Annotated in this window: 18 protein-coding genes; 6 read left to right on the forward strand and 12 right to left on the reverse strand. The window is 64.6% G+C overall.

Going from position 1 to position 21,554, the window contains the following annotated elements:
* Window positions 1-46: 46 nt before the first annotated feature.
* Complete coding sequence (locus HUTA_RS02175) at window positions 47-382, forward strand: hypothetical protein (protein WP_012795505.1); 336 nt, start codon at window positions 47-49, stop codon at window positions 380-382.
* 7 nt (window positions 383-389) lie between these two features.
* Here HUTA_RS02175 and HUTA_RS02180 read toward each other — a convergent pair whose 3' ends face one another.
* The gene (locus HUTA_RS02180; RefSeq protein WP_012795506.1) at window positions 390-1,454 is read right to left on the reverse strand and encodes a disk-shape morphogenesis protein volactin; all 1,065 of its coding nucleotides are present in this window, start codon (window positions 1,452-1,454) and stop codon (window positions 390-392) included.
* 173 nt (window positions 1,455-1,627) lie between these two features.
* Window positions 1,628-2,605, reverse strand: coding sequence for a DUF7139 domain-containing protein (locus HUTA_RS02185; protein WP_012795507.1), 978 nt, complete (start codon window positions 2,603-2,605; stop codon window positions 1,628-1,630).
* A gap of 149 nt (window positions 2,606-2,754) precedes the next feature.
* Between HUTA_RS02185 and HUTA_RS02190 the strand changes: the two genes are divergently transcribed.
* Window positions 2,755-3,417, forward strand: a complete 663-nt coding sequence (locus tag HUTA_RS02190; protein ID WP_012795508.1) for a glycerophosphodiester phosphodiesterase — start codon at window positions 2,755-2,757, stop codon at window positions 3,415-3,417.
* Here HUTA_RS02190 and HUTA_RS02195 read toward each other — a convergent pair.
* Both HUTA_RS02195 and HUTA_RS02200 read right to left on the reverse strand, forming a co-directional pair.
* Window positions 3,414-4,148 (reverse strand): hypothetical protein, encoded by a 735-nt coding sequence (locus HUTA_RS02195; protein ID WP_012795509.1) that lies wholly within the window; start codon window positions 4,146-4,148, stop codon window positions 3,414-3,416. The two genes, HUTA_RS02190 and HUTA_RS02195, sit on opposite strands and share 4 nt — an antisense overlap.
* 54 nt (window positions 4,149-4,202) lie before the next feature.
* Complete coding sequence (locus tag HUTA_RS02200; RefSeq protein WP_012795510.1) at window positions 4,203-5,672, reverse strand: protein kinase domain-containing protein; 1,470 nt, start codon at window positions 5,670-5,672, stop codon at window positions 4,203-4,205.
* A gap of 158 nt (window positions 5,673-5,830) precedes the next feature.
* On the opposite strand from HUTA_RS02200, the gene HUTA_RS02205 reads away from it, so the two are divergent.
* The 3 genes from HUTA_RS02205 to HUTA_RS02215 are packed head-to-tail and all read left to right on the forward strand — an operon-like array spanning window position 5,831 to window position 9,876.
* Window positions 5,831-8,113: a methyl-accepting chemotaxis protein gene (locus HUTA_RS02205; protein WP_012795511.1), complete on the forward strand. Its 2,283-nt coding sequence runs from the start codon at window positions 5,831-5,833 to the stop codon at window positions 8,111-8,113.
* Window positions 8,110-8,826 carry a bacteriorhodopsin gene (locus HUTA_RS02210; RefSeq protein ID WP_012795512.1) on the forward strand — a complete coding sequence of 239 codons (717 nt, stop codon included), beginning with the start codon at window positions 8,110-8,112 and terminating at the stop codon, window positions 8,824-8,826. The genes HUTA_RS02205 and HUTA_RS02210 overlap by 4 nt, the downstream gene beginning before the upstream one ends.
* A 54-nt stretch (window positions 8,827-8,880) precedes the next feature.
* On the forward strand, window positions 8,881-9,876 hold the full coding sequence (locus HUTA_RS02215) for a 3-hydroxyacyl-CoA dehydrogenase family protein (protein ID WP_012795513.1): 996 nt from the start codon (window positions 8,881-8,883) through the stop codon (window positions 9,874-9,876).
* An 18-nt stretch (window positions 9,877-9,894) separates the two neighbouring features.
* Here the strand turns inward: HUTA_RS02215 and hisD are convergent, their stop codons facing one another.
* The 6 genes from hisD to HUTA_RS02245 form a co-directional block, all read right to left on the reverse strand.
* Window positions 9,895-11,169, reverse strand: coding sequence for a histidinol dehydrogenase (gene hisD / locus HUTA_RS02220; RefSeq protein WP_012795514.1), 1,275 nt, complete (start codon window positions 11,167-11,169; stop codon window positions 9,895-9,897).
* An 88-nt stretch (window positions 11,170-11,257) separates the two neighbouring features.
* Window positions 11,258-11,917, reverse strand: a complete 660-nt coding sequence (locus HUTA_RS02225; RefSeq protein ID WP_012795515.1) for an ArsR/SmtB family transcription factor — start codon at window positions 11,915-11,917, stop codon at window positions 11,258-11,260.
* An 80-nt stretch (window positions 11,918-11,997) separates the two neighbouring features.
* Window positions 11,998-12,627, reverse strand: coding sequence for a ferredoxin Fer (gene fer, locus HUTA_RS02230; protein WP_012795516.1), 630 nt, complete (start codon window positions 12,625-12,627; stop codon window positions 11,998-12,000).
* Window positions 12,628-12,690: 63 nt separating this feature from the next.
* Window positions 12,691-13,914, reverse strand: a complete 1,224-nt coding sequence (locus tag HUTA_RS02235; protein ID WP_012795517.1) for a lactate racemase domain-containing protein — start codon at window positions 13,912-13,914, stop codon at window positions 12,691-12,693.
* 62 nt (window positions 13,915-13,976) lie between these two features.
* Window positions 13,977-14,660, reverse strand: a complete 684-nt coding sequence (locus tag HUTA_RS02240; protein WP_049941397.1) for a sugar phosphate isomerase/epimerase family protein — start codon at window positions 14,658-14,660, stop codon at window positions 13,977-13,979.
* A gap of 44 nt (window positions 14,661-14,704) precedes the next feature.
* Window positions 14,705-17,413: an AAA domain-containing protein gene (locus HUTA_RS02245; protein ID WP_012795519.1), complete on the reverse strand. Its 2,709-nt coding sequence runs from the start codon at window positions 17,411-17,413 to the stop codon at window positions 14,705-14,707.
* A gap of 116 nt (window positions 17,414-17,529) precedes the next feature.
* Between HUTA_RS02245 and HUTA_RS02250 the strand changes: the two genes are divergently transcribed.
* Entirely contained in the window at window positions 17,530-17,805 is a 276-nt protein-coding gene (locus HUTA_RS02250; protein ID WP_012795520.1) for a hypothetical protein, read from the forward strand.
* A gap of 15 nt (window positions 17,806-17,820) precedes the next feature.
* Here HUTA_RS02250 and HUTA_RS02255 read toward each other — a convergent pair whose 3' ends face one another.
* Both HUTA_RS02255 and mutS read right to left on the reverse strand, forming a co-directional pair.
* Window positions 17,821-18,840 (reverse strand): hypothetical protein, encoded by a 1,020-nt coding sequence (locus HUTA_RS02255; protein WP_049941151.1) that lies wholly within the window; start codon window positions 18,838-18,840, stop codon window positions 17,821-17,823.
* 101 nt (window positions 18,841-18,941) lie between these two features.
* Window positions 18,942-21,539 carry a DNA mismatch repair protein MutS gene (mutS, locus tag HUTA_RS02260; RefSeq protein ID WP_012795522.1) on the reverse strand — a complete coding sequence of 866 codons (2,598 nt, stop codon included), beginning with the start codon at window positions 21,537-21,539 and terminating at the stop codon, window positions 18,942-18,944.
* Window positions 21,540-21,554 lie beyond the last annotated feature (15 nt).

The following is a 21,554-nucleotide window of genomic DNA, read 5'->3' on the forward strand; positions in this document are numbered from 1 at the left end:
TCCCCGGCCGCATCACATTCATTAGCATACGGTTCTAATCTCCACTATGGAGTGTCCGCGTTGTGGGGGGGACCTGACGACGTTCGCGCTCGGGGGTGAAAAAGCCACGGCGGTGGTGTGTGAATCCTGTGGGTTCAGTGGGGTTCCGGCATCTCACCGATACGAGGGCGGCGAGCCCGAGAGTTGGGACCGGGCGATGGAACGGTTCGAGAGCGAAAACCTATCGGCGGAGCGCACCTGTCTGATCGGCCGGGAAGCTGGTGTTCGGATCCCGTTCGACGAGCCGGATGCCGAGACGAAGCCCGGGATCGATATCGACGACTTCGAAGCGACGGTGACCGTTGCAGCGTCGCTCGATGCAGGAGCAGAAGACGAGTCCTGAGACGGTTTCAGTCGTCGTTCTCGGCTTCCGCCTCGGCCTCGGCCTCGTCCGCATCCTCGGCAGACGCAGCGGCGGCCGTCGCCGTGCCGTCGCGCTCTTCCTCCGAGCGGGCTGCCACCAGCGCGCCCTGGGCGACGCTGTAAAGCGGATTCTCGGCGCGGTCGACCCCCTGAATCGAGAACGGCAGGTCCGCCTCTGCGAGCCGTTCGGCGAACAGTTCCTCGAAGCCATCCGGCGTCGAGGTCCCGCCGGTGACGACGACTGGGACGTCAAGCCCCTCCTCGATGTCCTCCTCGTCGACCTCGTTGATGATGTTCTCGATGACGTAATCGAGTAAGTTGTCGTAGTAGATGCTCAACGCGCCCTCGATCCCGCCGACGTCGGTCTCGAAGTCCAGCGCGAAGTCCTCCTCCTTGACCGAGGTGACCTTGTCGACGGGCGTCCCGGTCGCCTGGGCGGCCTTTTCGTCGATCCAGTCGCCACCCCGAGCGATCGAGAACTTCATGACCGGCACGGCGTAGTACGACAGGCAGACGTTGGTCATGCCGGCCCCGAAGCTGATGCCCAGCCCGGTGAACTCCTTGTCGGCCAGTTCCGAGTAGATGACCGCCATCCCCTCGTTGATCGGTTCGGGATCGTAGCCCATGTCACTGAGCAGCGACTCGACGGTCTTCTGGTGGTACAGCGTCGACGTATCGTCGTCGATCGGATCGGCCGGCACCGAGAAGAACAGTCGCTCGCTCGGATACTGGGGATCACCGACCACCTGTTCGGTGATGAGTTTGATCATCGGGATCGCCGACTTCTCGTCGCTCGAGAGGATCCCAGCCTGCATCGGCCGGCGCGTCTCCTCGTTGAAGATGTTCGCGAAGTTGAGCGCGTCGTCCCCGACGATGTACACCTGATCGTCCTTGCGGATGTGCAATACGTCGCTCCGAGACAGCATCTGATCGGCCATGTCGCTATAGTCGATCTCGACGAACGAGTTGCGCTGTTGTACGAAGACGGTCTCGTCACCTTCCTGTCGGGCGGACAGAAGGTTCATCGTCCCCACGTCAAGTCCCTTTGCCATGAAGGGACATAGCACCAGGGGTTAGAAATAATTTGTTGTCGGCTTGTCGTTCACGAACCGACAGTTAAACCCAATTTGTCAAACTGGAATTGTATCCTCACAGGAGGCCTGTTGATGGCTGCATCGACGATCGCGCCGGTTTCGAACAGAGCGAGAACGTGGCTCGCTCGTTGTCAGTCGAACAGTCGCCGCCGGAGTGCCGCGAGTCGTCCCTCGCCGTCGAGGCCAACCACCCGCTCTCGCAAGCGAGCGAGCAGGCCCGGGCGGTCGACCCCAGTCTCGACATCGTCGTCTGCCTGTTGTTGCTCGCGCATTGCGGCAAGCGCCGAGACCTGATCGTCCGGACTCTCAGTCCGTGCCGTCGCGTCCTCGCCACCCTGGAGTTTTCGCAACCCGTCGACCGCGTCATCAACGGAGCCACCGGCGGATCTGGTCTCCGTGACAGCATCGACGTTGTCCCCAACGTTGCCCACCTCCGCGGCATCAGGCATGTCGAATTCGAGCCGTTTCGTGGTCGGTTCGGCCTCGACGCCCCCCCACGTCAACGAGGAGTCAGCCATCGCGTCGTCGATGTCCGCACGAACGTCCTCGTCGCTGACGTCGTCTGTCGCGGAATCAGCCTCGCCGGACTGGGGACCCTCGGTCGGCTGCTCGGTGGCGCGGTCGATGTACTGCGCGACCAGCGCCGCCCCGGTCGCCCCCACCAGCAACGCGACACCAACGGCATAGAGACTGATTACGCTGGTGTCGTTGGCTTCACTCCATTGCCATGGATACACCCGCGTGAACCAGAGGATCGACACCAGACAGATGGTCGTCCCGATCGCGCTGACTGCATGCGTGCGACGGCCAACTGGCAACAGGATAACGACCGCCAGCGTGACCGCAGGAACCATGAGCGATCCGGAGACGAGCGCAATCTCACGCAGCAACCAGTAGCGGTCGGTCCCGGCAGGCGCGGTTCCACTGTACAGAAACACGACAAGTGCGACAAAACCGAACGTAACGCCGGCGAAGAACAGCCCGAAACCGCTGTAGATCTCCGGGCGACTCGTGTCGGCTTCGACGTATCGCCGGTACGTCGCAACCAGCCTGCTCTCGCCGCCGGGTGTCTCTGCGTCTGTGTTCGACGATGGCCCGTCCCCACTCATAGGTTCATGGTATGGTTCAAGCGCCATAATTATAGGTATTTATCGTGTTCCATGTCGCTAGCTCACCGTCACGACCGGGGAGCGACTACCGGGGATCGAGTTCAGCACCGCCCGAAAAGCCCTTGCAAGGTGGGGACGGAAGGGCAGGTATGCGCTGTATCGCTCACCGTGGCTTCGCTGGGTTATATCCCGAAAACACCCTGACAGCGGTCCGGCAGGCGGCTGCGCAGGCGGACATGATCGAGGTCGACGTCCGACGATGCGCCTCGGGAGAACTGGTCGTCTTCCACGACGAGACTGTCGACCGCCTCACCGACGAGACTGGCGCGGTTGCGGAGTACACGGCCGCCGAACTCGCCGACATGGACATCGACGGGTCCGGGGAAGGGGTTCCGGAGCTGTCCGCGGTGCTCGAAGCCGTGCCGCCAGACGTGGGCCTGGATCTCGAGCTCAAGGAGTCGGGTCTGATCGAAGACGTACGGGAAGCCGTCAAGGGGGCAGACGTCGACGTCTGGCTCTCGTCGTTCGACACGGACGTGGTCGCGCGGGCGACAGAAACGACGGACGTTCCGGTCGTCTTGATCGTCGACGATGCCTCCGAGGCCGCGATCGAGCGGGCGGCGGGTCTCGGCTGTGCGGGAATCGCCCCCCACTGGCGTCTCATCGATTTTGCACTGATCGAGCGGGCGCATCGCTCGGATCTGGCAGTCTACGCCTGGCCGATCAACGACATCGACCGTGCAGCGTCGCTCCAGAAGATGGACGTTGACGGGATCGTCGCCGAAGAACCGACCGCCTGTACCGGCGACTAGAGTCGGGCAAGATTCTGTCGGAGCTTGATGTTTGCCGTCATCAGCGCTGTGGCTGCCATGATCACGAAGACGATCTGGACGTGGAGAACGATCGCTCGATCGATCCCGACGAAGACGACGAGTTCGATCACGGGAACGAACGCACCGAAGGCCAACACCGGGAGCAGATGGCGCAACAGCGTATCCAGCATCGTCCCCTGGACCATCGATCGTGATAGCTGGGTCCGGCCGTGCCAGTACCCGTACGCGGTGAATGCGACTGCGCCGACGCCTGCCAGGGCAACGACGGTTCGCTCCTCGACGCCGGCCAGTTCGCCGAGAAATACCGCAACGACGACGAGAGATAACGCCAGGACAGTTGGCTCGCGTAGCGTATCTGTCTCGTCAGTGCGGTCGTCCGTCGGCGTCGCCTGGCGGGCGATGAGCCGCATCGTCAGCGCCAGCAGCAAGACGAACCCAAGCAAAACGGTGCGCCGGATGGCCGGCATCGCCGGGGTGACGATCTGGAGGACTCCGATGATACCGTAGAGCGCCGCGGCCACGCCAACGCCGGCGAGATAGGTCCAGATCGACGCCTGGGACGGGAGCTGACTCGCGCGTCGGTTCCAGAGGGCATAGACCCCGAACCGGACCCCGAGGACGCCGATCAACACGAACCCGACGAAGTAGATGAACGTCAGGTTCGGATTCCCGGCAATCTCCTGTAGCGATACCTCCCAACCACCGATCATGGACGGTCACCGCTGGTTCGGTAAATCATGGTGGATAGCCATCTGTCCGATCGTTCACGGCCGCTCACTTCCGTCACCCTCACGGCCGGTCAGTTCGTCATGCACACGCACCAGATCCTGTCGCAAGTCATTTATCGTTTCGTATCTCCGGAGCGTCCGCTTGGCCATCGCCTTGGTGATCACGCTGTCGATGTCGTCGGGTACGTCGACCACGAGTGAGGGGATGGGCGGGGCCGCGCTCATGACGTCCTCGCGGATGGTTTCGAACTCGCCGAGAAACGGGGGCCGACCCGTAAGCAACCGATAGAGGACGGCCCCGAGGTGGTAGACGTCGGTCGTGTGATCGATCCGGCCGAACTGGCGGTCGTAGTACTCGGGAGCCGCATATCGCGGGTCGAGACACGAGGCCGGCGTGACGTGAAACCGGTAGACCTCGAGCAAGCCGACGTTGATGAGTGCCGCCCCTGACCCCGTCGCCTGCTCGTCAGTGATCCCGGGAAGCCCGATCGTGCGCGGATCGAGCCCGCCGTGGATCACGCCGTGTCGATGGGCGTGTGCGAGCGCATCGGCGATGTCGATCCCGATCGATATGGCCACGGAAGGATCGACCGGGGTAACGCGATCGGCGAGGGTCGTCTCGTAGAGGTCGGTCGCGGCCCAGGGCTGGGGCGTGGCGTTCCAGTCATGGACCGTTGCGATGTTGGGATGCGCGTCGATCCCTTGCCACCGGTCGAGTGCCGCACAGAGCTCTTCCTCGAAGGACCCGAGTTCGTCCGACGGTGGGCGGTGGAACAACCGCAGCGCAAGTGCACGCTCGACGCCCTCGTCGACAGTCAGGACGCGGGCCACGTCGGCATACCGGCCGCGGTGCTGGCCCGATAACATCATCAGTTCCTCGAAGCGGCTGTACTCGACGATCTCCGAAAGTCGCTCGAACAGTTGATTCCATCGCTGGCGTTCGGTCGTGGTCATCCTCTCGCCCCCAGTGGCACCTGCCGAGTCCGACTCGTCGTGCCCGGTGAGGTTCGATCCACCACCCAGCTGCTCGCGAGCGGGGTCGTCGTGGCGCTGTGGATCCGCGGGATCGATGACGCTTCGATTCGAGTCGACGTTTCGCGGGTCGAAGCCACTGTTCGGTGGGCGGACCCGCCCGACATCGTCAGCGGGTGCGTTCCCGCCCGCCTCCGTGCGCTCGGCCGGCCGGTCACGGTGACCTGTCGGTGCCTCCATGAGTCCATCGTCGAACCGTCGGGGAAACCTCGTTGCGAGGTATGCAAAGGCGAACTCGACTTCCGCGATATCCCCGTCGAGGCGGTCGGACAGTCGACCGGCGATGTACGTCACCGTGTCAGGCTCGGCGAGCGCGATCAGACACAGTGCGAACGCGCTGGCGAGCCGCACGGCCGGATCGTCTTCGTCGAGCAAGCCGATCAGATATGGGAGTTGATCCGCCCCGGCTGCAGGCTCGTCGATGACTGACTGGACCGTCTCGAACGGATCGCGGGTGTCGTTGGCGTTCGCCATGTGGTACCACGTTCTGTGGTCAGTTGAACGTCAGTGGGTAGGAATATGATAGTTGCGGTGCCACGGCGCCGGTCGAACGCGGTTTGCCCGTTGTTGGGTTATCATGGCTGAAAATCGGGAGTGACCATTTACGGTAATTCGACCCATCGCGTCTGGTAATGCCAGAGAAACGTACCGGAGTCCTCCCGTCGTTCGTGCGCGAGCGGTACACCGCACGGCTCGGGGTGGCCCTCGCGTTCGCGGTCGTCATCATGATCGCGTTCGGTGGCGTCATCAGCGCCCAGACGTCGGGTGAACTCCGCACCGATGTCGAGGACGACCTGACGACACAGTCGAATGCACAGGCCGACCAGCTCGAAACGTGGCTGTCAGCCGTCGAAGGTGACGTCCGGACGACCACGAAGCTACCCATATTCGGATCGGGAACCGTCGATCAAATCGATCGGGAACTCGAGGCCATGATCGCGAACGGCGACGTTCCTGCAAACGTGGTCGCCGTCCACTATCTCGACACGGCCGAGATGGAGTTTCTGGTGAGTTCGAGCGACACCATGGAGGGTGTCGATCCGGCTGAACAAGGTGCGGCGTTTGCGACGGATCCGCCGACGTTCACCAGCCCGGACGAGGTCTACATCTCCCAGCCGTTCTCGGTGCCGATCGTCGATCACCCGATCGTGGCAGCCATCTCGCCGATCGAGGGCGCGGAGGACCGCGCGCTCGTCTACATGATTGATCTCGAATCCCGGGCGGCAGCCCTCTCGACGAGCGGAGCCACGTCGACCATCGTGGTCGACGAGAACGGGCAGTACGTGGCCCATCCAAACACGAGCAAGATCCTCGAACCATACGACGGCCCGGCGATCGAGACGGCCAACGCGACCAACGGCTCGTTCCTCCGTCAGGGAGACACTGTCATGGGGATGACGACGATGGGGACTCGCGGCTGGACAGTACTGACCCAGCAGCCCGCCGAGGCAGCCTATGCCCTCTCGGCGCAGATCAATTCCGATCTACTGGGCCTGGTGTTGCTCGCGATCATCAACCTGGGACTGATCGGCGTCACTATCGGTTCGAACACGGCCCTCTCCTTGCGCCGGCTTGCCAACCGCGCGAGTGAGATGGGCGGGGGCGACCTCGACGTCGACCTGACGACCCAGCGTTCAGACGAGATCGGGACGCTCTATCGGTCCTTCGCGGAGATGCGCGATTCCCTCAGACGGAAGATCGACGAGGCCGAAACGGCACAGGACGAGGCCGAAACAGCCAGGCAGGAAGCCGAGGCCGAGCGAGCGGAAATGGAGGCCCTCTCGTCGCATCTCGAAGCGAAGGCGGAGGCCTACAGTGACGTGCTCGACCGCGTCGCCGACGGCGATCTGACCCAGCGTGTCGATCCGGATAGCGACAACGACGCGATGCGAACGGTCGGTGAAGAACTCAATATCGCGCTCGAAGCCCTCGAAACGACCGTCGCGGACGTCGAAGCTTTTGCCGAGGACGTCTCCCGATCGAGTGATAGCGTTCGTCGGAACGCCGACCGCGTCGGCGAAGCCAGCCGACAGGTCAGCCAGTCGATCGACGAGATCTTCGACGGCGCAAGCGAACAGAGCGAACGGCTCCAGGACATCGCCGCAGAGATGGAAACGCTCTCGGCGTCCGCCGAGGAGGTCGCCAGTTCCGCCCAGGAAGTGGCCCAGACGTCCCAGCAGGCCGCCGAAGTCGGGGAAACCGGTCGGCGGGCCGCCGAGGATGCGATCGAGGAGATGCACGCCATCGAAGAAGAGACCGAACGGACGCGCCAGGCGATCAACGACCTCGATTCGGACCTAGACGAGATCGGCGAGATCGTCGATGTCATCACCGAGATCGTCGAGCAGACGAACATGCTTGCGATCAACGCCTCGATCGAAGCCGCCCATTCCAACGGCGGCGAAGGCTTCGCCGTGGTCGCCGACGAGGTCAAGAACCTCGCCGAGGAGACCAAGGACGCGGCCGGTGACATCGAGGCACGGATCGAGCAGATCCAGGACCAAGCCGGTGAGACTGTCGAGACGATGGAAGCGACGAGCGAGCGGATGGCCGCCGGTGTCGAGACGGTGACCGAGACAGTCGATTCCCTGGAGACGATCGTCGAGCGGGCTGAGACAGCCGATCAGGGCATCCAGGAGATCGACGCTGCGACGGAAGACCAGGCCGAAACGGCCCAGCAGGTCATGGCGATGGTCGACGACCTGACGGCGATCAGCCAGCAGACGGTCACGGAGGCAGACACCGTCGCCACGGCGGCCGACGAACAGACGGATTCCATCGCGGAAGTGACGACGTCGGCCGGCGACCTCCTGGATCGGGCGGACGAACTCCAGTCGCTGCTCGATCGGTTCACCGTCGAACAGACAGCGACAGACGGTGGCACTGGGAGAATTTCAGGAGGTGATGCCGCATGATCGAAGTCGGCATCACGCTCTGGTTCACGCTCGGCACGCTCGGCATGGCGCTCGGGAGCGTCGGCCTCGCCTACGGGTTCGTCACCCTGTCGAGTGACCGACATCGCGAATACGCCGACGTCGTCGTCGTGACGCTGATCGCGACGGTCGCCTACGGGCTGATGGCCCTCGGAATCGGCGAGGTTTCGACGGCGAGCGGGGCGGAACTCTTCGTCCCGCGGTACGTCGACTGGCTGTTGACGACGCCGTTGCACGTGGTCTTCATCGCACTCATCGCCGGGGCCGGGCGACGACTGATCGCGAAAGCCGCGGCGCTGCAGGCGGCGACGATCGTGCTCGGATTCCTCGGTGCAGTGTTCGCGACGCCGCTGAAGGAACTGTTCTTCATCGCGGGTAGCCTGGCGTTCGTCGGCGTCGTCTACCTGCTCGTGGTCGAGGCCGCCGAGACCGCAACGCACCGCGACGACGTGACCGCGGGGCTCTACCGAAAGCTCCGGAACTTCGTGATCGTGCTCTGGCTGGTCTACCCGGTCATCTGGCTGCTCGCGCCGACTGGCTACGGGTTCATGGACAACGAAACCGCGTCGCTGGTCATCACGTACATCGACGTGGTGGCGAAAGTTGGCTTCGGCCTGATCGCGCTCAACGGCCTCCAGACGCTCGAATCGTTCGACGTCTCCGACGCCACCGGGTACGGGGCCGGCGAGGACTGAACGAGGCCACGGCCGGGACAAACCCTTATCGGCCCCGCCGTCGATCCACCGTGCATGGACGTTGCGATCCTCGGTACGGGTGTGGTGGGGCGTCGATTCGCCCGGGCGTCGTTCTTTTGCACAGCACGCGCCGGACACACTGACGAGTCGACGGATCGATCGCCGTCGGAACCAGTTACGACAGATAGCGGCGACCCTGACACCACCGAGCAGTTCCCGACTGTCACGCTGTACGGGGTCGATGCCACAGCGGTGATGGACACTGTCGACGTGCTCGAAGAGACCTTTCGGGAACGTGGGAATCCGGGGCCAGCCGACCACCTCGAACGACTGGACGGCACAACCGATCTCGAAACGGCCGTCGGCGATGCGGACGTCGCCATCGAAACACGGTCGGCCGATCTCGAAACCGTCCGCCATCGCCTCGCCGGCGTCGAGGAAGGTCTCGACGATCAAACAATCCTCGCGATCCACACCGACGTCGCCGAACCCACAGCCGCGGCAGCCGCGCTCGAAAATCCGGAGCGCGCGATCGGCCTCTCGATCGTGGACGGCGGTAAGGCCCGAACCCATAATGCACAATCGCCCTCTGGGAACGGAGACCGGGAAGTCATCGAGATCGTCAGAGCGGACCAAACCGACGACGCCACCGTCGATTCGGTGAGTGGGTTTCTCGACGGTCTCGGATGGACCTCTGTCGTTGTAAACGACGCTCCCGGGTACGTCTCCGACCGGCTCCAGCTCGCCCTCGAAGCCGAGGCGATGCGGGCCGTCGAGGCGGAGGTTGCCACCCCCGCAGCGATCGACGACCTCGTCGAGACGGGATTCGGCCACGCGATGGGGCCGCTGGCCGCCGCCGACCGGGCCGGACTGGATAATCGCCTGGAAACACTCGAAGAACTCGCCGTGGAACTCGGCGAGCGCTTCGAGCCACCGGCGATCCTCCGGGCGAAAGTTCAAGCCGGCCAACTCGGCGAGAAAACTGGCTCCGGGTTCCGCGAGTGGGACGACGATCAGCCGGTCGACGAAACAGTCGGGACCGAAAGCTGACCGTCGTGCCGAGCGGCCTCAGTCCTCAAAGCGCGTTTCGACGCTCTGTGCGTGGGCCTCGAGTCCTTCGGCTTCGGCCAGTGTGGTGATCGTCTCCCGGAGCGTCTCGAGCCCGTCCTCGGAGAGTTGCTGATACGTCGCCGGACGGACGAAGTCATCGACCGAGAGCCCGCTTGCGATCGCTGCCGATCCGCCGGTCGGGAGGACGTGGTTGGTACCACTGGCGTAGTCACCCGCGGCAACCGGGGTGAACTCGCCGACGAACGCACTCCCGTAGTTCGTGATCCGGTCGAGCAGCTCGCGCTCGTTCGCCGCGTGGACGAAGATGTGCTCGGGCGCGTAGTCCTCGCTGAACGCCACGGCCGCATCCATCGAATCGGCGAGAAAGACGCCGCTGGCGTCGTTTGCAAGTGCCTCTCGCACGATCTCGGCGCGTTCGCGCTGGGGTGCCTGGCGGTCGATCTCCGCGGCGACAGCCTCGGCGTGGTCGGAATCGGGCGTCACCGCGACAACCCCGGCGTTGGGATCGTGTTCGGCCTGTGCGACCACTTCGGCGGCGACGATCTCGGGGTCTGCCGTCGCGTCGGTCAGCGTCAGCACCTCGCTGGGGCCGGCAAGCATGTCGATCCGGACGTCGCCGCGGACTTCGGCCTTCGCGGCGGTGACCCAGCGGTTGCCCGGGCCGACGATCACGTCGACGGGGTCGATCGAGTCGGTGCCGTAGGCGAGTGCAGCGATGGCCTGTGCGCCGCCGATCTGATAGACGGCGTCCGCACCGGCGGCGTGCATCGCCGCCATCGTGACCGGATTGATCTCCTCGGCCGGCGGGGTCGCCACGGCGACGTGTTCGACGTCGGCGACCTTCGCTGGCACGACGCCCATCAGCACGCTAGAGGGATAGGCTGCCGTGCCGCCGGGTGCGTAGACCCCTGCCGAATCGAGCGGGTAGTACTTCCTGCCGAGTTCGCGCCCCTCGCTTGGCTCGACAGACCAGTCCTCGGGGACCTGTCGTTCGTGGAACGCGCGGATGTTTGCGGCGGCTGTCTCGATCGCCTCGCGTACCTCGTCGTCGATCGCCTCGTAGGCCTTCGCGGCCTGCTCGGTGACGTCGAAGTCGTCGATCTCGACGCCGTCGAACCGGCGACTGAAGTCCCGAAGGGCCTCGTCGCCGTCCTGATGGACCGTTGCGACGATGTCCTGGACATCCTCGCGGATCTCGCCGATCCCGGAATCTCGCTCGAAGAGCGCTCGTCGCCGTCGGTCGTCGAGGTCGGAAATGGACTGTACGTCCATACACTATAGCCTTCCAAGCGAGGTCACAAACTACTTGCTATCCGTCGATATGGCGATTATCGAAGGTGAAGATCCTGCTGGAATGCCGTCAGCGACTGCGTGCGTACCACCAGACACCGACGATGGCGAGGATGAATACCCCCCCGAGAAAGAACGCAACGGCAGGGTCACCGAGAATCGAAAGCGGACCGGTAGCCTCGGACGCCGACTGGACCGTGTCGGCGTTCGCTGACACCTGGACTGACTCGGTATCCATCGCACCAACGCTACCGCCATTCCCGCCCGTGGAGTCCGATGTCGACTCCGTCAGGATCTGCTGGGCAGCGAACCCGAACGCCAGCGCCCCGGCGGCGAGGACGCCGACGCCCGCCAAGAGCCGGCCGACGGCCCGCTTCAACAGGGATTCGTCCTCCTGTTCGCCGGCGACGAGTACGAGCGCCTCGCTGGTTGGCGCGTAGACGTTCATCTCGTTGCCCTTCGCCGAGTAGTCCGTCCCGACCGATTCGATCAAGTCAGCTGATTCGAGTTTCTCGATGTGGTAGTGGACGTTCTGGAGCGACGTTCCGATCTCATCGCGGACCTCGACCGGCGTCCGAGGATCGTCGTAGATCAATGAGAGCACTCGTCGGGCCGTCTCCGACGAAAGGGCGGCAAACGCCTCGTCAGCAGCACCCTCGTTGAGCCCGAGCACCCGCGGCTCCTCGGCGGTGTCGGCCCGCTCACCACGGCGTGGCAGTAACTTCCCCATGTGCGATCGATAAAACGGCCACTGTAAAGGGTGTGCCGATGGGTCAAATGCGAGTTTTATCGAATACACTCCCTGCCCAGTCAGTCGATTCCGCGACTGTCGGCGGGTCGCGGCGGCAGCCGGAGGTCGGCGATCGACGGCAAGTGCTTGACGTTGTACACAACTGCGAGATCGTCCGTGATCGGTTTGCCGACACAGGAGAGTCGAATGCCCCGGTCGATGGCGTCCGCCGGCAGGATGTGATTGACGGGTTGGGAGAGTTCGCCGCGACACACGGCAACGGCACAGTTGGCGCAGGCACCGCCGCGACAGGAGTATGGCCACTCGTGGCCGGTCGCTTCGGCGGATTCCAGCAAGGTCCGTTCGGGAGTTACCGAAAACGTCCCGTAGTCGGTTGCATCCAGTCCAGCATCGGCTGCCTTCCCGAAGAGGCTGCCGTCATCAAGCGTCCAGCCCTGGTCGTCCAGGACATCGTAGTCGAGGTATTCGACGGAGACGGGACCGGCAGACCGATCCAAGCGCGCCCCGTCGTCCGAACCTTCGTGGAACTCCGATAGCAGCGCCTCGTAAGCGGTTTGGACAGCCTGGAATTCGGCAGCCGAGCCACCCTGGTCCGGATGAGCCTCCTTGACGCGTCGACGGTACGCACGGTGGATGGCATCTTCGCTCGCAGCCCGGTCGATTTCCAGGATCTGGTACGGCGACGGCACGGCCGCAGTTAGTCAAAATTCGCGGTTAAACGTTCGCTTGGCGGTAATGTCGACCCCAGACCGTCAGACCAGCAGTGTCTTGGGTGCTTTCGGGACCACGAGGACGTCACTCCCCGGTTCGATCGCGTCCTCGACGGACTCCTCGGCGTGCATCAGACACTCCTCGACGAGTTCCGGGTCCTCGCTGTTGGTGATATAGGCGTCCGCGTGACGCAGCGACCGGACCGTGACGAACCCGCGCTGGGCACCCGGCTCGTAGCCCTGTAGCATCGCCTGGTAGGCCGACTCGGCGTCCTCGGCACCCGAGAGCCACTCGTAGAAGCGCTCCTCGCCCCGACCCGCGCCGTAGCCCTCGTCGAGCACGGCGGGCACGACCACGCGACCGCCCTCCTTCACTGGCGCGCCGTCCGAAAGCACGACGTAGGTGATGCCGCGGGTCGTCTGGTAGAGCTGTGCGTCCTTCGGCGCGCCGACGCCCGAGACAACGGCGTCGTATTCCCCGTCGACCTCGAAGGCCAGCGCCTCGCGGGCGGTCTCGGCGAGGTCCCTGACCACCGCGCCGGAGTCACCCGCGGAAGCGTCCAGAAAGCCGTCGGGGCCGGGCGTGACGTTCAGACAGAAGTCCAGGCCGACCAGTTCGCCCGCTTCCTCGACGGCCTCCCGGAACGGGTTGCCGTCGATCTTGCCCAGCTTGACCGACTCCTGGCTGAGCATGTCCGGGCCGTGGGTGTACTTGATGAAGGACTCGCCGCCCGCGCCGATGATGACTGTCTTCGCGCCGCCCGAAAAGCCTGCGTACTGGTGGGGTTCGCTCTGGCCCGTGGTGAGTACGAGGTCGGCCTCGGCGACGGGGCGGTAGATCTCGATCGGCACGTCGTTGACCTCGCCGAGCGTGACCGTCTCGTCGGGATCGTGGTTCTCCGCGAGGTCGGCGTACTCGCCGAGTTCCGCCTCGATCTCCGCCTCGTCCATCGGCCGGTGCAGGCCGAGCCCGAGGACGATGGTGACCTGCTCGCGATCGACGCCGGCGGCCTCGAGTTCGTCGAAGAGCACGTCCACCAGAATCCCGTCCGGGGCGTCCCGCGTAACGTCCGTGACGACGATGGCCACCTCGTCGTCGGCGCTTGCCCGTTCGACGAGTGGCGGGCCGTGAGGATTCGCCACGGCTTCCTCGGCTGCCTCGCGGACGTCGACCGGTTCGCCGCCGGGGAGCTCCGCAATCGTCACGTCACAGTCGGGGAGATCGACCTCGACGTAGCCGTCTCCGCGTGGGACTTCGAATGTCATCTGTTCGCGTGTCGAGACGGACGCAGGCCACAAATGGATTGCCCACGACGGCCCGAAGACGATCAGTCCGCCCAGTAGTCCTCGAACACCGCCAGCGCGTCGGCCTGGGCGTCCTGGCTGACCTCAAGCACGATCGGTCCGTCGAACGCCGAGTCACGGATCGCTCTCACCGTCGCTTCGAGATCGATCTCGCCGTCACCGAACGGAAGCCCGTCGTCCCGGCGCGTGCTGTCCGTGAGATGGATGAGTCCGATCTGGTCGGGATACGTCGAGAGCAGGTATGCAAGCGCGTCGTGATACTCGCGCTCTGCCGTGTAGAGGTGGGCCGTATCGAGCACCAGACCGTTATCGCGGGCGAGGATCATCTCTTCCAGGTGCATGACGCTCGCGCCGGTGTTGTTCTCGTGGCCGTGGGCCGCATCGAAGCCGATCGCCTCCACCTCCGGCGCGAAGACGTGCATGACGTACTTCGAGTGGAGCACGAGGTAGGCATCGAGTTCGACCGCGAGGCGATCGGTCAGTTCGTAGTACTCGTGCTCTTCCGGTGTGACGTGTGGCGTGTGGACCGAGGCAGCCGAGACGGCCGCGTCCTCGACGACCTGGACCGTCTCCTCGAGCGCGTCGAGATGCTGACGTTCGAGATAGAGTTCGACGGCGTCGAACCCCCGATCGGCGGCGGCCGCGAGCGCCGCTGGTTCGGGTGCGCACTTCCCGGCGACCGTCGGTCCGTCCGTGGCAGGTGACACGCCGACCGATTGCGTCGGATGGCCCTTTTCGGTATCGGTCTTTCTCAGCGCGCCCACTCGACCATCCGCCGATACCGCTCGTCCGTCGAGAGCGCGTCGGCGTCGCCGATCAACACGAGCGCACGCTTCGCCCGCGTCAGCGCGACGTTGATCCGCCGGTAGTCCTCGAAGATCGGCCCGTCGAGGCTCCCTGTGGCGACGAAAGAGACGAGAACGACCTCCTTGCTCGACCCCTGGAAGCGATCGACGGTGTCGACGGTCACCCCGTCGGGGACGCGCTGGCCGATCTCGGCGACCTGCGCGCGATAGGGCGCAATCACGCCCACGTCTCCCGGATCGACACCGGCATCGAGATACGACTCGACCGTCTGCGCCACGGCCGCAGCCTCGTCGGGATTGGTGTTCCCCACCGCCTGCCCGTCGGGATCGAGAAACGTCACCCGGCCTCCGAGATGGTCGGGCAGTGCGGCCGGATCGACGCCATCGAGATCGGCCAGCGTCTGTCCGGCGATCTCGCCGGTCGCGGGCCGCAACTGCCCGTCGTAGAACTCCCGGGAGGAGTAGGCCTGGATTCGCTGGGCCATCCGGTATTGCCGATCGAGTAACACGCCGGCGTCGGAATGGGCGTCGATCAGGCGCTCGAACAGCGACTGCGAGAGGTCGGCGGTCGCATCTCGGTCGGCGATGTCGTCTTCCGCGCGGACGACCGGCGGGAGTTGCTCGTGATCGCCGACGAGGACGAACCGCTCGGCGCGGGCGACCGCCGCCAGCGCGCCGGGTTCTGTCAGTTGGCCCGCCTCGTCGATGACCGCCACGTCGAAGTCCTGCTCGCGCATGATCCGCGAGCCGCAGGTCGCCGTCGTCGCCGCGACGACGGGTGCGTCCGTCAACTCGTCCGCTCGTGCGTCCGGATTGCCCGCCGGATCGAGCCTGACGTGTTTGAGGTCTTCGCGGACGCCCGTCTCGGTCCCCATCCGGACGACGTCCTCGACGCCCTGCTCCAGCAACGCCTCGACGGCGTTGTCCACCGCTCGATTGGTAAAGGCCGAGAGGAGAACGCGCTCGCCGCGCTCGACCAGCGCGTCGACCAGCGTCGCGAGCGTGTAGGTCTTGCCAGTGCCAGGCGGGCCGTGGATCAGTGCGAAATCCTCGGCACCGACGGCCCGCCTGACTGCCCGGTCCTGGGCGGGGTTGTTCTCGACGAACGTCTCCGCGACGTCCTCGAACGCGGGCGCTTGGCCGCCGAACAGGACTGCTTTCTCGTCGGGTGACTGTTGCAACAGGGCGTCGTGGATCGCCGTCAGCATCCGGTCGGTCGAGAGTTCCGAGGGATAGACGTCGAGCCGCCGGAGTTCGACGGGTTCGTCGGCAGTGACGACGATTTCCGCTGAAAGTCGCTGCACGCGGGCCAGTTCCGCCTCACCCTCGATCGGGTCGCCGTCGTTCGCCAGCACGACGTCACCTTCGCGGATCTTCGAGGTCGCGCCCGTCGCTTTGGCTCGCAGTTCCCAGCTGCCGTCGTCGAGTTCGCGTTGGCCGGTGGGTTCGAGGTCGATCAGCGCGCGGTCGTCCTCGGCGCGTTCCTCTTTGTCCTGTCGCCAGAGCTTGGCGTACTCCCGGTGAGCGGCCCGGCGCTCGGCCTCGATTGCGCGGTAGTTGGCCTCGAAGTACTCGCGTTCGTCTTCCGGGATCGGCGTCCCGACCTGGCCGGCCTTCGACTCCTGGTCGAGTCGCCCCGAGACGGCCATGCAGGTGTCCTGTTCGAAGCAGTACTCGCACTTGGCGTCGGCCTCGTAGCCGGTCGGGACATCCATTCCATGCTCCATCGCGGCGATCTCGTTGCGCGTCCGGAGAACGAACTCCAGCAGCCCCGACCCGATCGAGAACTCCTTGGCCGGCGAAAGGTCGCCGCCTTCCTCGGTGCGCTCGACGGCGGCGTTTTTCGTGTAGAGTAGCGTGCCGGTGTTGGGTGGTTCCTCGCCGTGTTCGCCCAGAATGAGGGCGTAGGCGGCGGCCTGGATCTTGTCCTGAAAGCGGGGCTCGCGGTTCGTGTTCTTGCCCGTCTTGAGTTCGACGGGCATCCCCCGCCGGACGGCGTCGGCCCGCCCTTTCAGCCCGTAGCGCTGGCTGATCAGCGTCTGTTCGGAGCGCCACTCGCCTTCCGTCGGGCCGAAGGTGGTCTGGCCGCCGTCAGTCAGGTGTCCTTGCTGGAGCCAGCCCTCGATCGCGCTGGCGTGATCCAGGGCGTCCTGGCGGACTGTCTCAGCGTCCCGTCCCAGCAGGCCGAGTTCAAGGCCGACCTCCTCGACGCGTTCGGCGACGGCGTCCTCGACGTCCCGACCGCGAAGCAGATCGCCGAAGACTTCGTGGACGATGGTCCCTTTGACGACGGGATACGCGAGCGGCGTCCCTGAGAGCTTGTTCAAGTAATACATCCGGGGGCACTGCACCCACGACCGGACGTCGGTCACGTCGACGATGAAGTCGGGTTCGACAACAACCATCGTGTCCTCGCCGGTCGTGAATTGGGTCTCGCCGCGATACTCGCGCTCCTCGGCGTCGTAGACGGCGACGTCCATCCCGGCTTCGAGGACGCTGGCCGTCTCGGTCCACTTACCCCACAGCGTGACGGTGACTGGGTCCGCGCGGCCGTCCTCGGGGCGGATCGTGACCTCCGAGAGGTCGCGTTCGCCGTACTGCGTGCTGACGGTTTTGGTCTCGCTCACGTCGAGGACTGGCCCACGGAGATGCACATCAGGTGACTGGGTTGGGGTGGGAAAAACGCTGTCGGTGAGCGGCAGCGACGGTGGATTGGGCGAGGTGACCGACGACCGCAATCTACAGGACACGGCCGCCCGTCCCGGAGGATATGGCGAAAACTGTCGACGAACTCCGCAACGAGATCCGACTGGCAGTCGACCGCTTCGAGCGCCGGGGATCGGTCGGGTTCACCAAGGAGAGTCTCGCCGCGATCAGCGAGGCCGTCGGTGGGGACGTCGGCCCGGGACAGCTCCCCGCCAAAGCCGAGATGCGCAAAGCGATCGCCCACCGGATCGACGGCCTTGATGATGATCGCGATCACGAGCGGGCGTTCCGAAAAGCGGAACTCGAAATCGTCGCCGCCGTGCTCGACGAGGCAGAGTGAGAGAAAACGCCGCCGTCACTCAACGACAGTGAACGTCCCTGTCTGTTCGATCGTCTCGTCGACGTAGCCGTCGGTCACTTCGAGCGTGATCGTGTAGGAGCCGGGATCCCATTGCTCAGCCGGAGACAGCCGATCCGAGAGATACAGCATCGATGGGTCTGTGTCCGATGAGAATTCGTTGTTGACTGGAATCTTGTTTTCGGCCCAGATACTGCCTTCAGGACCAGTAAGGGTTTCGAATATCGAGATATTCGTCCGTATCGCGTCCTCGGTCTCCCGGTAGTGCATCCCCTGGATCTCGTAATAGTACCAGACCGTGTCCGTCGGTCCATACTCGGCGTTGGGCTGGGGCGTGTACTCGTCGTATCCAGTGGCCTCCCCGGCTGTGAAGAGAATCTCAGGAACCTCGAAGGGTTCTGAAGCCTGTTTCAGCTCGGGTTCGACATCGAAGGTCGCCGTCTGGGACGCCTCGTTTCCGGCGATCGTGTCCCGAACATCGATCTCGACGCGGTGGGAACCCGGCTCGAACGCCATCGACGGCGAGAAATTGAGCACCAGAAATACGGTGGTGAAGTCAGTCGACTCGACGACGGTCCGCTCGAAAGTCCGAGTAATCGTATCTAGTGCTTCTCCGTCCGGCGTGTATATTGTCCAGGACACTTCGTAAGCGAACCGACGCTCACCGTCGCCTGCCGGTTCCGTTCCGACAGTTGACGGTTCGAGATATATCCAGACAACGTCGCCCGGTCTGTAGGTCTGGTCTGGCTGTTCGGTATATTGTCGATAGCCCGTTGGTTGTTCCGCACAGAAGCGGACGTGGTCGATCGAAAGCGACGACGGCATCGTCGGGGTCGGCTCCGGAGTCTGTGTCGGCGTCGGCTCAGACGTCGCGGTCGGTTCCGGGGTCGGCGTGGCTGACGCCTGCGTTTCCGTCGTCGTATCCGCCGACGAACCGTCGTCCTCACCACAGCCTGCAAATCCAGCTACCGTAACGACACTGAGGCCCAGGACAGTCCGGCGCGTATACGAGGCCATACTTACCTGTAAGTGTTTCCGGTACATACTAACTATGGCAATAGAACATTATGTTTGGGGACAAGCTTCACCCGGACGGAGAAGCGGAATGTGACATCTCGCTACTCTCGATCGGCCCGACGCTGTAAGTCGGCCAGCGTGTTCAACGCCTGAATGGGCGTCATCTCAGCGACGGAAAGAGATCGGAGTTCGGCGACGACATCGTCTCGATCGGGTTCCTCGGGCGTTTCACTTCCACGTTCCGTCGCGGTTCGATCGGGCTCTTGACCCGGTTCCCGTCCGTCGGGGGTACTGTCACCGAGCAGTTCTCGCGAGCGACCGACGACCGTGTCCGGCACGCCGGCCACGCCGGCCACCTCGACACCGTAGGATGCCGCGGCGGGCCCGGTGGCGATATCGTAGGGGAACGACACCTCTTCGCCCGCCTGTTCGGTCCGGAAGTGTCGGTTCACTGCGCCGTTGAGATCGGCCGCGACCTCGGTCAGTTCGTGGTGGTGGGTCGCAAACAGCGTCGTCGCGCCGACCTCGTCGTGGATGAACTCCGTCACTGCCTGGGCGATCGCCAGGCCGTCGGTCGTGCTGGTCCCGCGGCCCACCTCGTCGAGCAAGACGAGTGAGTTCGCGGTCGCTCCTTCCAGGATCGTCGCGAGTTCGCTCATCTCGACCATGAACGTCGAGCGCCCGCCGGCGATGTCGTCACTCGCGCCGACGCGGGTGAACACGCGGTCGACGATCCGCAGGTCCGCCGATTCGGCGGGCACGAAGCTCCCGACCTGGGCGAGAATCGAGATCAGCGCGACCTGGCGCATGTAGGTCGACTTCCCGCTCATGTTCGGCCCAGTGATCACCGCGAGACAGGCGTCGTCGTCGAGATGGGTGTCGTTCGGAACGAACGCGTCCTCGGTGCGCTCGACGACCGGGTGGCGACCACCCTCGATGTCGATTCCGTCCCCACCGACCGAGGGGCGGCAATAATCCCGCTCGGCCGCGACGGTGGCAAAGCCAACCAGCACGTCGAGATTTGCCACAGCGTCGGCGACTGCCTGGACGCGCTCGGACTCGGCGGCGACGTCGTCACGCACTTCCACGAACAACTCGTACTCCAGATCGTCGGCCTGCCCTTCCGCCCGAAGGATCTCGTCTTCCCGCTCCTTGAGTTCGGGCGTGTAGTAACGCTCGGCGTTCTTCAGCGTCTGTCGCCGCTGGTAGTCCTCGGGAACCCGATCGACGTTCGCGTCGGTCACTTCGATGTAGTAGCCGTGGACGGCGTTGTGGCCGACCTTCAACGAGTCGATGCCGGTCCGCTCGCGTTCGCTTTCCTCCAAGTCGGTGATCCACTCCTTGCCCTCTCGTTCGGTCGCGCGCAACTCGTCGAGTCGGTCGTCGTAGCCCTCACTGATGATCCCACCCTCGGTGATTTCGGTCGGTGGGTCCGCCGCGATCGCGTCGTCGATCAACCCGCGGACGTCGTCCATCTCGTCGAGACGGTCTCGAAGGTCGGTCAACAGCGGGGCATCGATGCCGTCCAACGCCGCTTTGATCTCCGGGATCACGTCGAGTGTGTCTTTCAACGAGCGGAGGTCACGGGCGTCGGCTCGCGAGCGGGAAACGCGTGAGATGAGTCGCTCGAGGTCGTAGACGTCGGATAGTAGCTCGTGGAGCCGTTCGCGGGTTTGGAGCTCCGAAACAAGCGCATCCACTGCCGCGTGTCTCGCCTCGATCCGGTCGCGGTCGATGAGCGGACGGCGAAGCCATTCGGTCAGCCGACGACGGCCGAGCGCAGAAGCCGTCTCGTCGATCACGTCCACGAGCGTCAGGTCCGCGCCGCCGGTGACACTCCGGCGTTCGAAGATCTCTAGGCTTTCGAGCGCCACCGCGTCGAGTACCATGTACGCCCGCGGATCGTATCGTGTGAGGTGGTTGAGGTAGTCCAGCCGACCGGCTTCACCCCCGCGGGCGTACTCGGCGTAGGCCAGCAACGCGCCACAGGCCCGGACCTCGGCATCGGTCGCGAGGAGCCGATCAGGCGTCCCGAAGTACTCGCCGACGCGCTCGGCTGCCCGGTCAGTGGCGAAGTACGTCCCCTCGACGGGACTGACGGTACACGCCCCATCGAAGAGGTTCGGGACGTCGGGGCCGAGGATTCCCTCAGCGGGCGAGAATCGACCGAGTTCGTCCCTGACCGTCTCCCGGTCGTCGGTGCTGGTCGCGTAGAAGTCCCCCGTCGAAACGTCGAGGACGGCCACACCAAATCGGCCATCGTCAGCGGCCAGCGCGGCGACGTAGTTGTTCTCGGCACCACCGAGCAGTTCGTCCTCGGTGAGTGTCCCTGGCGTGATGATCCGCGTGACCGCGCGCTCGACGACGCCACTGACCTCGTCGGGGTCCTCGACCTGGTCGGCAATCGCCACGCGGTAGCCCGCGTCCAGTAACTTCTCGATATAGGATTCGGCGTTGTCGATCGGCACACCCGTCATCGCGTAGGTGCCGGTCGAATCCTCGCGTTCGGTCAGCGTCACCTCACAGATCCGTGCAAGCACCTCGGCAGCCTCGCAAAATCCCTTGTAGAAGTCACCCGACTGAAAGAGCACCAGGGCGTCGTCGTAGCGCTCGGTCAACTCGACGTACTGGCGCAACATCGGCGTGAGATCCTCGCGCCGGTCGGTCATCTTCGCCGGCGGTCCCAGGGCCGCGTCCATGCCAAAGTGGGTATG

The sequence above is a fragment of the Halorhabdus utahensis DSM 12940 genome (genome assembly GCF_000023945.1).
Taxonomy (GTDB): domain Archaea; phylum Halobacteriota; class Halobacteria; order Halobacteriales; family Haloarculaceae; genus Halorhabdus; species Halorhabdus utahensis.

Coding starts and splice junctions, on each gene's coding strand:
- HUTA_RS02175 (WP_012795505.1), top strand. CDS start 47: ATGGAGTGTCCGCGTTGTGGGGGGGACCTGACGACGTTCGCGCTCGGG.
- HUTA_RS02180 (WP_012795506.1), bottom strand. CDS start 1,454: ATGGCAAAGGGACTTGACGTGGGGACGATGAACCTTCTGTCCGCCCGA.
- HUTA_RS02185 (WP_012795507.1), bottom strand. CDS start 2,605: ATGAGTGGGGACGGGCCATCGTCGAACACAGACGCAGAGACACCCGGC.
- HUTA_RS02190 (WP_012795508.1), top strand. CDS start 2,755: ATGCGCTGTATCGCTCACCGTGGCTTCGCTGGGTTATATCCCGAAAAC.
- HUTA_RS02195 (WP_012795509.1), bottom strand. CDS start 4,148: ATGATCGGTGGTTGGGAGGTATCGCTACAGGAGATTGCCGGGAATCCG.
- HUTA_RS02200 (WP_012795510.1), bottom strand. CDS start 5,672: ATGGCGAACGCCAACGACACCCGCGATCCGTTCGAGACGGTCCAGTCA.
- HUTA_RS02205 (WP_012795511.1), top strand. CDS start 5,831: ATGCCAGAGAAACGTACCGGAGTCCTCCCGTCGTTCGTGCGCGAGCGG.
- HUTA_RS02210 (WP_012795512.1), top strand. CDS start 8,110: ATGATCGAAGTCGGCATCACGCTCTGGTTCACGCTCGGCACGCTCGGC.
- HUTA_RS02215 (WP_012795513.1), top strand. CDS start 8,881: ATGGACGTTGCGATCCTCGGTACGGGTGTGGTGGGGCGTCGATTCGCC.
- hisD (WP_012795514.1), bottom strand. CDS start 11,169: ATGGACGTACAGTCCATTTCCGACCTCGACGACCGACGGCGACGAGCG.
- HUTA_RS02225 (WP_012795515.1), bottom strand. CDS start 11,917: ATGGGGAAGTTACTGCCACGCCGTGGTGAGCGGGCCGACACCGCCGAG.
- HUTA_RS02235 (WP_012795517.1), bottom strand. CDS start 13,914: ATGACATTCGAAGTCCCACGCGGAGACGGCTACGTCGAGGTCGATCTC.
- HUTA_RS02250 (WP_012795520.1), top strand. CDS start 17,530: ATGGCGAAAACTGTCGACGAACTCCGCAACGAGATCCGACTGGCAGTC.
- HUTA_RS02255 (WP_049941151.1), bottom strand. CDS start 18,840: ATGGCCTCGTATACGCGCCGGACTGTCCTGGGCCTCAGTGTCGTTACG.
- mutS (WP_012795522.1), bottom strand. CDS start 21,539: ATGGACGCGGCCCTGGGACCGCCGGCGAAGATGACCGACCGGCGCGAG.